The sequence below is a fragment of the Plantactinospora sp. CA-294935 genome, assembly GCF_050936445.1.
Taxonomy (GTDB): Bacteria; Actinomycetota; Actinomycetes; order Mycobacteriales; family Micromonosporaceae; genus Plantactinospora.
Genome location: NZ_JBNJMU010000001.1, coordinates 10,243,378 through 10,256,061 on the forward strand (window position 1 = coordinate 10,243,378; position 12,684 = coordinate 10,256,061).

Genomic DNA, 12,684 nt, shown 5'->3' on the forward strand with positions numbered 1-12,684 from the left:
CCCGGCACCTTCAGGACATCGCCTGGGTCGGGCCGGTACGGGAGCGCAGCTCCGCCAGGCCACCGGCCACGCCCCGGAGCAGGTCGGTCGCCTCGGTGAGCCGGGTCACCGAGGAGTTGTCGTCGTACTCGCGACCGTCCTCGGCCACGAAACGCGCCGCCGCCGCCACCAGCCGCTCGTACGCCGACACACCGCTGTCGAGCTGTGCGGTCAGGTGCCGGTGCGCGGCATCCAGCTCGGCCCGGGTCTCGGCCGGAGCCACCCGTACCGCCCGGTCCACACTGGCCACCCGTTCGGCGAGGTCCCGAAGCGACTGCTCCGCCACGGTCGCCTCCAGCACGGCCGGGCCGGCGGGACCGGTCAGCCGGCCGGCGAGACCGGCCATCGTCGTGGCGGACCGATCCAGCCGGGTCCATGGCTCGGCCGCGGACGAGCCGCGCAGGGCGACCCGGGCGCGCTGCCGGCGTACCTCGGCGAGGGCCTGACGCCCGGCGGGCAGCCGCTCGACCGCGGCAACCAGCCGGGCGCGGACCTGTTCCGGGCTCACCGGCTCGGGTGCCGGGGGCACCGGCTGCGCGGCCAGCGCGCGGAGGTCCGCCCAGCGCCAGACGGCCAGCATCACCGAACCACCGGCCGCCGCCGCCCAGGCCGCGTCCGGCAGTCCCAGCCCCTGGTAGGGGGTGAGGATCGCCGCCGCCCCACCGAGGCCGCCCGCGAGCACGCTCCACCGCCGCACCGACCGGCGCAGGCTCCGCAGCCGGCGCAGGTGGCGGGTTCGCAGATCCGCCATCTCGACCTCACTCCCCGACGGCCGCCGGTCCGGCCGGCGGCTCCGCTCCCCCTATGGTCGCCGGCCGGAGCCGACGGCATCCCGCGTTCGCCGGATCGCGCCGGCTCAGCCGGCGGCGCTGCCGCCGCCGGCCTGCTTGTCCCGGCCCATGCTGGCCCGGATCTCGTCCAGCCGGGCCACCCCGGCCGGGTCGGCTGCCGGAGCCGCCGGCTCGACCGCCGGGGTGGTGGTCCCGCCGGCCAGCTTCTCGCCGGCCATGCTCGACCGGATCTGCTCCAGCCGAGACGCGCCGGCCAGGTCGAGGGTGGACTTCTGGATCTCCAGCATCCGGCCCTCGACGGAGTTGCCGGCCAGCTCGGCCCGGCCCATCGCGTTGGCATAGCGCCGTTCGATCCGGTCCCGCACCTCGTCGAGCGAGGGGGTGTTGCCCGGCGCGGCGAGCGCCGACATCGACTCCAGCGACTTGGCCACGCTCTCCTGCATCTTGGCCTGCTCAAGCTGGCTGAGCAGCTTGGCCCGCTCGGCCAGCTTCTGCTGGAGGATCATCGAGTTGTTCTCGACCGCCCGGCGCGCCTGGGCGGCGGCACCGATCGCCTGGTCGTGCAGGCTCTTGAGATCCTCGGTCGACTGCTCGGCGGCGACGAGCTGGGTGGCGACGGTCTGCGCACTCTGCTCGTACTTCGTCGCCTCGGTCTCGTCACCGGCGGCCCGGGCCCGGTCGGCGAGCACCAGCGCCTGGCGGGCCATCCCCTGCAACCGCTCGACCTCGGACATCTGCCGGGACAGCCGCATCTCCAACTGGCGCTGGTTGCCGATCACCGCCGCGGCCTGCTGGACCAGCGCCTGGTGCTGGCGCTGCGCCTCCTCGATGGCCTGCTGGATCTGCACCTTGGGATCGGCGTACTCATCGATCTTGGTGCCGAACAGCGCCATCATGTAGCGCCAGCCCTTGACGAACGGGTTCGCCATCTCCCGGTATCCCCTCAGTGTCATCAGTCCGGTGGCCGTGTCTGCCGGCCCAGGAAAGGCGCCCGCGCGACAGGATCTCCATCGTCCCAGGATCGCGCCACCCCGGCATACGACCTCAGGGGGATATCCACCGGATATGCCGCTAGGGGCCCACCGTAACGCGGTAGGCCCCCGGCGAGCCACACCTTCGACGGCGCCGTACGCCCTGACGCGCCGGTCAGTCGATGCCCCGGCCGGTCAGCCGACGCCCCGGCCGGTCAGCCGACGCGGCAGAAGGCCCGGGCGGGGCCGGGCGCTCGGTCGGGTGGAATCAGCCGACGCACACGACGTCCCGCTCGGTGCTGGTGGTCGGGCGGATCCGGCGGGTGGTCCGCAGCGTCGCCTTGAGGGGCGATTCCTGCCGTACCGTCACCGAAACGGTGCCATCGGACGCGATCTGCCGTACCGGCTCGGCGCCGAGCTGGTGCACGCCGCCCTCGGCGAGGGTACGCAGTGCCCGGTCGGCCAGCGCCGGCCCGCCCAGGGACGCGTCGACCCGCGCCGACTGTGCGGCGGGCTCGGTGCGGGCCGGCTCGGCCGCCGCGACCTGCCGGGCCGGCTCGGCGGCGCCGGGCTGGTGTACGGACTCGGCGGCGGCCGGCTGGCGGGCCGGCTCGGCCGTGCCGGACTGCCGGACCGGCTCCGGGTAGGTCGACGCGGCCCGCCCGGCCGGTCCGCCGGACTCCGGGCGCCTCGCCCCGTCCCGGCCGGAGACCGGGCTCTCCTGGACCGGCACCAGCACCCCCGGCAGCCCCTCGGCCACCTCGACGGTGTCACTGACGTCGCGGAGCAGTTCGGAGAGCCGGGCACCCAGCGCGTCGCAGATGGCGGCCAGCAGTTCGCTCGACGCTTCCTTCTGGCCCCGCTCGATCTCGGAGAGGTAGCCCAGGCTGACGTTGGCGGCGGAGGAGACCTCGCGCAGGGTCCGGTGCTGCCCCTGCCGACGCGCCCGTAGCGCGTCACCGATCACCCGGCGTAGCAGGACCATCGCACCTCCCGTGTCGCGGGCTCAGACCCTCCCGGACGTCGGACCGGCGCCGTCACCTCGACCCCACCGCGATGCGGCGGAATCGACCTCGCCGCAACATGGCGGCGTCGATCCGACCGCGCTGCGGCACCTTCGATCCGGCCACACTGCGGCCGATTGATCTGGCCGCGTTGCGGCGGCTTGATCTGGCCGCGTTACGGCAGGTTCAATCCGACCGCGTTGCGGCGGTGACCGCGACGTCGACTGCCCGAGCCTTCCCGCAACCGTACCCGGTGCGGCCGCCGACGACATCCCGCCCCGCCAGTCCGCTCCGCCCGGCCGCCCACCCGCCGGCACGCCCGCACCGGCGCCGGCCGGCCCGGTAAGAGGGATCGGTGCTGGTGGCGACGGGTCGGCGCCCGTACCGGTCGGGTGCCGACCCGGGCCATCCGCCCGGGCCACCCCGCCAGCGGACGAGTGGAAATCAGCGCCCGCCGTCGACCGGGCTCTCCTCGGCCTCGGCGTGCAGCCGCTCGGCGAGCAGGTGCAGGGCACCGCTCACCGCGCCGATCCGGATCCGCAGCCGGTTGCCGTCGAGGTCGAGTCGGCGTACCACGGTGCCGGAGGGCCCGGCCGCCGCCACGAAGACGAGCCCGACCGGCTTGCCGTCCTGCGGCTCCGGGCCGGCAACCCCGGTGGTGGCGAGGCACCAGTCAGCGCCGCAGCGCGCCCGGCCCCCCTCGGCCAGCGCCACCGCCACGTCCGGGTCGACCGCGCCCCGCTCGGCAAGCAGCTCGGCCGGTACGCCCGCCAGCGACGACTTCAACTCGGTCGCGTACGCCACCAGGCCGCCTCGGAACACGCTGCTGACCCCGGCGATGTCGACGATCGTGGCGGCCAGCAGGCCACCGGTGAGCGACTCCACCACCGCCAGGGTGGCGCCCCGGTCGACGAGCGCGTGTACGACCGCCGCGGCTCCGTTGTCGGCCGCCCGTGCCGGGTCGTCCATCCGATCCTCCTCCGGTCAGGCGCTGTCTGTTGCGGGTCGATCTGCGGTCCGTCGATCTGTTCGTGGCCGGTCGAGCGGACGGGTGTCCGGCACGCCGTCAGGGCGCGGCGCGGCGCAGCCGCAGCGCCCGGACCACGTAGTCGAGCCCGGTCACCACGGTCACCACCACGGCGACGCCGAGGATCCAGGGCCCGACCCAGGTCACGCTCTCCGGCACCGGCCAGAGATACCAGACGATGGCCAGGATCTGGACGGCGGTCTTCGCCTTGCCGCCCCGGCTGGCCGCGATCACGCCGTACCTGATCACCCAGAACCGCATCAGCGTGATGCCGAACTCGCGGACCAGGATGAGTACGGTGATCCACCAGGGGATACGGTCATACCAGGACAATAAGACCAGAGCGGTGCCGGTCAGCGCCTTGTCGGCGATCGGGTCGGCCACCTTGCCGAACGAGGTGACCAGCGCCCAGCGCCGGGCGATCCAGCCGTCGACCAGATCCGTCGCCGAGGCGACGACGAAGGTCAGGCAGGCGGCCACCCGCCAGCCGGCGTGCACCATCCCGGAACTGATCACCAGCCCGACGAAGACCGGTACCAGCGCCAGCCGGAGCGCGGTGAGCCCATTGGCGGCGTTGACCACCGGGACCGGACCGACCCGACCGGAGGGTGCCGGATCGACGGCCGCCGCCGCCCGGCCCGGCTCGGCACCCCCGCCACCCCGGCCCGCCCCGGATCCGACCGTGCCGGCCGGCACCGGCGGGCCCGGTACCGGATCCGCCGCCTCGGTCACGACGGCGTCCCGCCGCCGACGCCGGTGCACGGGCGGTACGCCCACGGGTCCGTCGCTGCCACCCCGGTCACCCCGCCCCACGCGACGCCGCCGACACCATCTCCTCCGGTACGGCCACCAGGTCCACGCCCTCGGTGCCGGTGACCCTGGCCCGGACCAGGTCGCCCGGGCGTAACGCGGCCAGGTCGACCCCGCCGCCGACCGGGGCGACCAGGGTGGTCGAGCCGTCCACCTCCGGCGCCTGGTGGGCCGCCCGGCCCTCCACCACACCGCCGTCCACCGAGTCGACCAGCACCTCGACGGCCGCGCCGAGCCGCTCCTCGGCGCGCTGCGAGCAGAGCTCGTCGGCGAGCGCGGAGAGCCGGTCGTAGCGGCGCTTGACCGTGGCCGGCGACACCTTCCCGGGCAGGCCGGCGGCCTCGGTGCCGTCCTCGTCGCTGTAGTCGAAGACGCCGATCGCGTCCAGCCGGGCGGCGGTGAGGAAGCGCTCCAGCTCCTTCACGTCCGCCCGGGTCTCGCCGGGGAAGCCGACGATCACGTTGCTCCGGGCCCCGGCGTCGGGGGCGAACTCCCGCACCGACCCGAGCAGTTCGAGGAACCGGTCGGTCGAGCCGAACCGGCGCATCCGGCGCAACACCGCCTCGCTGGAGTGCTGGAACGAGAGGTCGAAGTAGGGCGCGACGCCCGGTGTGGTGGCGATCACCTCGACCAGTCCCGGTCGGGTCTCCGCCGGTTGCAGGTAACTGGCCCGGACCCGGACGATGCCGTCGACCGCGGCGAGCTGCGGCAGCAGCTTCTCCAGCAGCCGGGGGTCGCCGAGGTCCTTGCCGTACGAGGTGGAGTTCTCGCTGACCAGCACCAGCTCCCGGACGCCCGAGCGGGCCAGCCACTCCGCCTCGGCGAGCAGCTCGTCCGGGGTACGCGAGACGAAGGCGCCGCGGAACGTCGGGATGGCGCAGAACGCACAACGCCGGTCGCAGCCACTGGCCAGCTTCAGCGAGGCGACCGGGCCGGAGTCGAGCCGGTGCCGCAGCACCGGGCGCAGGTGCGCCGGGGTGTGCTCGTCGGCCACCAGCGTGCCGCCGGCCGGCCGGGTGGCCGTCCCGCCGTGCCCCGGCACCACGACCGCGCCGCCGTGCCGGGCCACCGGGGTCAGCGGCAGCAGCTCGCGCCGGTCCCGGGGGGTGTGCGCGGGGAGCTGCTTGCCGGCCAGCACGTCGTCGAGCCGGGCCGAGATGTCGGGATAGTCGTCGAAGCTGAGCACCGCGCCGGCCTCGGGCATGCCGTCGGCGAGCTCCCGGCCGTACCGCTCGGCCATGCAGCCCGCCGCCACGACCTTGGCCCCGGTGTCGGCGGCGGCGAGCAGCGTCTGGATCGAGTCCTGCTTGGCCTTCTCCACGAAGCCGCAGGTGTTGACGAGCACCACGTCGGCGCCCTCGCCGTCGGTGGTCACCTGCCAGCCGTCGGCGTGCAGCCGGGCGGCCAACTCCTCCGAGTCGACCTCGTTACGGGCACAGCCGAGGGTGAGCAGCGCGACCCGGCGGCCGGCGGTCGAGGAGGGGGAAGTGGCAGACACCATCCGAGCCTACCGGGACGGCTGGACGGCCCGGCCACGGCGGCTGCCCCGCGCCGGGCGCGTCACCCCGGCCCGGCACCCCGAGCCGGCGGCGCCGCGCCGGCCGGCGCGGCCTCCGGCCGGGCCAGCCGGTCGAGCAGGAACGCCTCACTGCCGGCCAGGCCGACCGAGCAGAAGACGGTCACCTGGTCCGCCGTGGTCCGGCCGGGGACCGCGCCGGCCAGCACCGCACCCAGCGCCCGCAACCGCCCGGCGTACGCCCCGACGGTGCCGAGCATCGGCGGGTCGTACGCGCCGGCCTGGGCCAGCGAGTCGGTGACCAGCAGATCCGCCCGGTCCAGCAGGTCGGGGCCAAACTCCGCCCGGCCCACCTGCTTGTGGCCGATGGTGGTCAGGTGACTGCCGGGGCTCAGGTCGGCGGCCGAGATCACCGGTGTGGGGCTGGTGGTGGCGAGCACCACCACGTCGCGGTCGCGTACCGCCTCCGGGGCGGTGCGGACCGCCCGGGCCGGGATACCCAGTTCGGCCCGGACCCGGGCGGCGAACTTCTCCCGCCCGGCCGGGGTACGGCAAAAGACGGTGACCTCGCGCAGCCGGCGTACCGCCGCGATCGCCCAGACCTGCGCCCACGCCTGGCCACCGGCACCGACCACTCCGAGCGTGGCCGCGTCCGACCGGGCGAGCGCGTCCACCGCCACCCCGCCGAGCGCCCCGGTACGCCGGGACCCGATCTCCTCGCCGACCGCGATCGCCCGGACCCGCCCGGTACCGGCATCGTGCAGCGCCACCACCTGTTCGCCCTCGGCATGCCCGAAGGTGTCGTACGAGCGGAAGCCGTACCACTCGCCGGTGAGCTGCCCGGCGGTGAAGACCAGCCGGCCGGCGGCCAGCGGCGCGGCCACCCGGGGCGGGGCGACGAGCCGGCCCCGGTGCGCCGCCAGCAGCGCGTCCCGGATCGCCCGTACCGCCGTTGCCGGGTCCAGCCGGGCCGCCACCTCGGCGTCGGTGATGAACTGGGTCATCAGCGGATTCTGATACTTCAACCGTGGTTCAGGTCAACCGCCGGTGCGCAGCGCCGGCCCCGGCGGCGTCGCCGGTTCGGGGAATACCGGCTCCGGACGTGACCCCGGCTCCGAACGTGACCCCGGCTCCGGCGGCGGGAAGGTGTGCCGGAGGGTGAACGCCGCCGGGGTCGGGCCGGTCCGGGCGAGCCGGTCCAGCCGGACCCAGGCGTCGGCCAGGGTCGGCAGCTCGCCGGCCGGCAGCCACCAGAGCACCAGGTGCGGATCGGCGCCGGACGGATGGAACCACTCGCGGCGGCGGCGCAGCGACTCCAGGTGCGGGCTGCGGTAGACGTAGTCGCGCAGCGCCGGCACGGACTCCCAGACCGTGAGGTTGACCAGCACGTCCGGCCCGAACGGGCGCAGTGCGGTGGCGTCGTCGCCGCCACCCTCCTCGTCGCGCAGCCGCCAGACGAATCCCGGGGAGGTGTCGGCGAGCCCGTTCAGCGTCGGCAGGTCGGCGACGAAGTCGGCCATCAGCGGGTCGTCCAGCGGCGCCCGCAGCCGGGCGATGTTGAGTTGGGCAAGGTGAAAGGCCATGTCCGCAGCGAACCAGCCGGCGAATCTCTTTGTCAATCCTTATTGTCTTTAGAAGGCGGCGGAGCGTCGCCGACCAGCTCCGGCGCGGCTCCGGACAGCGGACGGTTGTCCCCGGGCGACCCGTCTCCGGACCGCACCGGGTCGTCCCCGGACGGCTGCCGGGTGTCCTCGGTGCGCTCCAGCAGCACGCAGCAGAGCCCGGGCCGAGGGTCGAGCCGGGCCCGCCAACCCGGCCGGTCCGCCCCGGTCAACAGCCCGGTCAGCAGGGCCAGGTTCATCCCGCAGACGGCCGGCGGATAGTCCCCGGCGAGCTGGTGGAACGGGCAGTTGCGCAGCCGGATGTCGGCGCCGTCCGGCACCGGCTCGTACCCCTGGGCGTGCAGCACGTCGAGCAACTCCGCGCCCGGCCCGACCGCCCGGCCGGTCTGCCGGCCCCGTTCGGCGGCCACCTCGAAGAGGGCCTGCTCCCCGCCGAGCCGCACCACGGTCTCGGCGAGCAGCTCCGCACCCAACCGGTAGGCCCGGGGCGGCACGCTGACCACGTGCTCCCCCGCCGCCCGCCGGTACAGCTTTGCCGGGCGGCCGGCACCCGGACCCGAACGGCCGGACCGGCGCGCCAGGGACACGGTCAGCAGCCCGGCGTCGACCAACTTGTCGAGGTGGAAGGCGGCGAGGGTACGCCCGATGCCGACCTCGGCCGCCACCTCGTCCCGGCCGACCGGCCCCGCCCCGGCGGCCACCACCCGGTACGCCGCCCGCCGCACCGGATCGACCAGTACGGAGACGGCGTCGAGGCCCGGTTCCAGATCGTCCAGACTCGCCACCCTTCCCAGGGTAGGGCGAGCCGCCCCGGTCAGTCGTCCGGGCGGAGCGCCGCCAGCGCCTCCTCCAACTCGTCCGGCTTGACCAGCACGTCCCGGGCCTTCGAGCCCTCGGACGGCCCGACGATGCCCCGGGTCTCCATCAGGTCCATCAGCCGGCCCGCCTTGGCGAAGCCGACCCGCAACTTGCGCTGGAGCATCGAGGTCGAGCCGAACTGCGAGGTGACCACCAGCTCGATCGCCTGCACCAGCAGGTCGAGGTCGTCGCCGATGTCCTCGTCGACCTTCTTCTTGGTGTCCTGGGCCGGAGCGAGCACGTCGGGCCGGAACTCCGGCTCCCGCTGCTCCTTGCAGAACTTGACGATGTCGTTGATCTCACCCTCGGTGACCCAGGCGCCCTGGATGCGTACCGGCTTGGAGGCGCCCATCGGCAGGAACAGGCCGTCGCCCCGGCCGATCAGCTTCTCCGCGCCCGGCTGGTCGAGGATGACCCGGGAGTCGGCCAGCGACGAGGTGGCGAAGGCGAGCCGGGACGGCACGTTCGCCTTGATCAGACCGGTCACCACGTCGACCGACGGGCGCTGGGTGGCCAGCACCAGGTGGATGCCGGCGGCCCGGGCGAGCTGGGTGATCCGGACGACCGAGTCCTCCACGTCGCGCGGCGCCACCATCATCAGGTCGGCCAGCTCGTCCACGATCACCAGCAGGTACGGGTACGGCCGGATCTCCCGCTCGCTGCCCGGTGGCGGCTTGATCTGACCGGCCCGGACCTTGCGGTTGTAGTCGTCGATGTGGCGTACCCCGGCGGCGGCCAGGTCGTCGTAGCGCATGTCCATCTCGCGGACCACCCAGTCCAGCGAGTCCGCCGCCTTCTTCGGGTTGGTCACGATCGGGGTGACCAGGTGCGGGATCCCCTCGTAGTTGGTCATCTCGACCCGCTTCGGGTCGATCAGCAGCAGCCGCACCTCGTCCGGGGTCGCGCGGGTCAAAATGGACACAAGCAAAGTGTTCAGACAGCTTGAGTTGTGCGTGGGGATGCATGCTCTACTCGCCAGGTAGAGATGACTCGGACTATCAACCTCGATACACCGGACGGGAACCGAGGCAACCGGTCGGACGTCCACGATGTAGCGCTGGGTTGTGGTCACCCGAGTACTGGTCACCTGGCGAGCGGCCTTGCGCGTCAGCCGGAACAGTTTGTCAGCCGATGTGAAATGGATGCGATAGCAGGTTGAACTGTCGTCGCTCCTACCCTTCACCGGCTTCGTCCGCATCGTCGCCTGGTAGCCGAGGCCAATGATCAGCTCGAACGCGTCACGCGCCAGCCGCTCGTTCGTGAGCGCCAACTCAATGCCACCCCGGCGGGAAACCGTGCCATCAGTGTCCAGGAGGCCGGCGAGTAACGCCCGCCGCTGCTCCACTGACGCACGTTTGTAGTTCTCGGGAATGTGCTTGGCACCGATCTCCCGAAACAATGCACGCATGGTCCGGTAGCGGTGGCGGGACGGGGTGGCCGGCTCGACCTGTCCACCTCTGACAGCCCGCGCCATGCCTGCGGCCGCCCGGCAGACGGCGGAGAGTTCCACCCCGAGATGCTCCGCCGCCCAAGCCCGACTGACGCCTCGATCGATCAGCTCTACCGCTTGGGCTATCCGCTCCTGCCGGTCGGCCCTGTTCGAGATCGTGTAATGGATCCGCCCGTGTGGGTGCTTCGTGACGTCGTATCCATCGAGTCGGATGTTGTCCAGGATCTCCTCGTCGGCACAGGTGAACCCGGCCGATCCCGTGGTTCCGTCGCCCAGCCAACAGCCCAACGTGTACGGGGCGATCGGCAGATCCTGCTCTGCGTATTCGAGTGGCCCGCAGACGGCGATGGCGTGATTGACCCACGACATGCCGGGCCCGGTCACCCGGAGCGACGCCGCTATCTCCGCCGTCGTGACAGGACGTTCGTCGTGGGTGCGCCGCCGAGCGGACCGTCCGGGAGCGGTAACCAGGTCACGCAAGGCGGCGTAGACGCGATGGCGGGAGTAGGTCGGAACCCAGCGTGTCACGCCCCTGCCGCCACGCCGGTAGCTCATCCGACCGAGCGTCGTGCACTCGGGCAAGTCACGGACAATCCGATAGAGGATGTTTCGGAACTGGCCGCCCAGATCCTTGACAACCGCGTCGGTCGACACCGGTCCGTCCGGCTCGCTCAGCACCTGACCCGCACGCCTCGTCACCCTGTCGACGTCATCGCACTGCCAGTACGAACCGTTCCGCCACCGATGCTTTCGCTGGGTACGACCCGCCCTCGTCGTCGTCTTCCATTGATGCTGAGCGTCGGCGACGATCACCGTACCGTCGGAGAACTCCACCTCGTAGCAGGGACGGCCGTACATGACCTCGGTGGCGGCGACGATGTTGCACGGTCGGCCGTTCTCGTCGAAGACCTGTCCACCGACTCGGAGCTCCCCCATCGTCGACCAGCCGTCCGGCGTCGGAATCGGCGTGTCCAGGGCAAGAGCCTTGCCTGCGCCAGTGGCGCCCGCGATGAGGATGTGCGGCATCTTGGCGAGGTTGGCCACCACGAAGCCGCCCTCGATGTCCTTGCCGAGCGCCACCAGCATCGGGTGGTGGTCACTCGCCGCCGCCCGGGACCGGAGCACGTCGCCGAGCGCCACGTCCTCCCGGTCGCTGTTCGGGATCTCCACCCCGACCGCGCTCTTGCCGGGAATCGGGCTGAGGATCCGCACGTCCGGGGACTTGACCGCGTACGCGATGTTGCGGGAGAGCTGGGTGATCCGCTCGACCTTCACGCCGTGCCCGAGCTCGACCTCGTACCGGGTGACGGTCGGGCCCCGGGTGAAGCCGGTCACCGCCGCGTCCACGTCGAACTGGTCGAAGACCCCGGTCAGCGCGGCGATCACCTCGTCGTTGGCCCGGCTGCGGGTCTTCGGCGCACCGCCGGGACGCAGCAGGTTGGCCGGCGGCAGCGTGTAGTCGCCGGCCAGTCCGGTGATCGCCAACTGCTCCGCCCGGGTCGGTGCCGGGGAGTGCTCCGGCGGCTCCGGTGCCTTCCGGGCGGCCGGTACCCTGCCCTTCGACTTGCGCGGCAGCGGCACGTGCTCGTCCGCCGGGGTGTCGATCTCGTAGCCGGGCTCGTCCTCGTCGGCCGGGCCCGGCAGCGGCGACGGTCGGCGGCGCGGCCGTCGGCCCTCGGCGCGCGCCGACTCGGGCTCGGAGTCCTCCTCGGACTCCGGCCGGCCGAGCACCGCACCGGCGAGCAGCCCGAGCCGCTCCGGCACCTTGTTGATCGGGGTCGCGGTCACCACCAGCAGCCCGAAGAGCAGCAGCAACACCAGCAGCGGTACGGCGACCCAGGCGCTGACCGCGTTCTCCAGCGGCCCGCCGACGCCGGCCCCGATCAGGCCACCGGCGTAGTCCCGCTCGGTGTTGTCGGCCGGATGCTGTCCGATGTGCAGCAGCGCCGCCGTGCCGACGATCAGCGCCGTCCAGCCGACCAGTCCCCGGCCCCGGTGCTCCGGCTCGGCGGGCGCGCGCATCAGCCTGACCGACCCGATCAGCAGCAGGATCGGCAGCACGATCGAGATCGCGCCGAAGAACAGCCGGATGGTGTCGGCGAGTCGACCGCCGAGCGGTCCGGCCGAGGAGAACCAGACCGCCACGGCACTGAGGATCGCCAGGCCGAGCAGGAGCAGACCAGCGCCGTCCCGGCGATGCTCCGGGTCGAGGTCGCGGGCGGTCGCCGCCTGCCGGCCGGCCGCCCGCATCGCCCAGCCGACGCCGTGCGCCAGCCCCATCCAGGTCGCCCCGAGCGCCCGGCCGACGTACGCCGCCGGACTGGTCCGGGTCGACCGGCGTGCGGCCGCGGCCCGGCCTCGGCCCGGCTGCCGCGCCCGGGTGTTGCCCGCCCGAGTACCGCCGGTACGGGTCGCGGACCCGCTCCGGCGCCGGTTCGCCTGAGAGGAGGCACGGCCCGCCATAAGTTCACACGTTAGCGGCGCGCGCTAAGGATTCCCCGCTTTTGCGCGCCGTGTCTGACCAGCTACCTTGCGGATCACACCCGATCCGCACCGCCCGCACCCCGGCGACCCCGGCCCGGCCTGTCCCGGTACC

Annotated in this window: 9 protein-coding genes and 3 pseudogenes; all 12 read right to left on the reverse strand. The window is 73.3% G+C overall.

Annotated elements, in window-relative coordinates; genetic code table 11:
• Positions 1–10 precede the first annotated feature (10 nt).
• Positions 11–790 (reverse strand): phage shock envelope stress response protein PspM, encoded by a 780-nt coding sequence (pspM, locus tag ACQEVC_RS44395; RefSeq protein WP_432890524.1) that lies wholly within the window; start codon positions 788–790, stop codon positions 11–13.
• 105 nt (positions 791–895) lie between these two features.
• Positions 896–1,759 carry a PspA/IM30 family protein gene (locus tag ACQEVC_RS44400; protein WP_432890527.1) on the reverse strand — a complete coding sequence of 288 codons (864 nt, stop codon included), beginning with the start codon at positions 1,757–1,759 and terminating at the stop codon, positions 896–898.
• A gap of 310 nt (positions 1,760–2,069) precedes the next feature.
• Positions 2,070–2,333 (reverse strand): annotated as a pseudogene (locus ACQEVC_RS44405) (hypothetical protein); the annotation flags it as partial.
• A 123-nt stretch (positions 2,334–2,456) separates the two neighbouring features.
• Positions 2,457–2,786 (reverse strand): annotated as a pseudogene (locus tag ACQEVC_RS44410) (helix-turn-helix domain-containing protein); the annotation flags it as partial.
• A 463-nt stretch (positions 2,787–3,249) separates the two neighbouring features.
• Positions 3,250–3,774, reverse strand: coding sequence for a CinA family protein (locus tag ACQEVC_RS44415; RefSeq protein WP_432890530.1), 525 nt, complete (start codon positions 3,772–3,774; stop codon positions 3,250–3,252).
• A gap of 97 nt (positions 3,775–3,871) precedes the next feature.
• Positions 3,872–4,414 carry a CDP-diacylglycerol--glycerol-3-phosphate 3-phosphatidyltransferase gene (pgsA, locus tag ACQEVC_RS44420; RefSeq protein ID WP_432892064.1) on the reverse strand — a complete coding sequence of 181 codons (543 nt, stop codon included), beginning with the start codon at positions 4,412–4,414 and terminating at the stop codon, positions 3,872–3,874.
• A 217-nt stretch (positions 4,415–4,631) separates the two neighbouring features.
• Positions 4,632–6,143, reverse strand: coding sequence for a 30S ribosomal protein S12 methylthiotransferase RimO (gene rimO, locus ACQEVC_RS44425; RefSeq protein WP_432890533.1), 1,512 nt, complete (start codon positions 6,141–6,143; stop codon positions 4,632–4,634).
• Positions 6,144–6,202: 59 nt separating this feature from the next.
• Positions 6,203–7,162: an ornithine cyclodeaminase family protein gene (locus ACQEVC_RS44430; RefSeq protein ID WP_432890535.1), complete on the reverse strand. Its 960-nt coding sequence runs from the start codon at positions 7,160–7,162 to the stop codon at positions 6,203–6,205.
• A gap of 33 nt (positions 7,163–7,195) precedes the next feature.
• Positions 7,196–7,741 carry a DUF3291 domain-containing protein gene (locus tag ACQEVC_RS44435; protein ID WP_432890537.1) on the reverse strand — a complete coding sequence of 182 codons (546 nt, stop codon included), beginning with the start codon at positions 7,739–7,741 and terminating at the stop codon, positions 7,196–7,198.
• Positions 7,742–7,773: 32 nt separating this feature from the next.
• A complete protein-coding gene (locus ACQEVC_RS44440; protein ID WP_432890539.1) occupies positions 7,774–8,565 on the reverse strand; it encodes a helix-turn-helix transcriptional regulator in 792 nt (263 codons plus the stop codon).
• 29 nt (positions 8,566–8,594) lie between these two features.
• On the reverse strand, positions 8,595–11,024 hold the full coding sequence (locus ACQEVC_RS44445) for an FtsK/SpoIIIE domain-containing protein (RefSeq protein WP_432892066.1): 2,430 nt from the start codon (positions 11,022–11,024) through the stop codon (positions 8,595–8,597).
• Positions 11,007–12,551 (reverse strand): annotated as a pseudogene (locus ACQEVC_RS44450) (DNA translocase FtsK 4TM domain-containing protein); the annotation flags it as partial. The gene ACQEVC_RS44445 and the pseudogene ACQEVC_RS44450, both read right to left, overlap by 18 nt.
• Between the last annotated feature and the right edge of the window lie 133 nt (positions 12,552–12,684).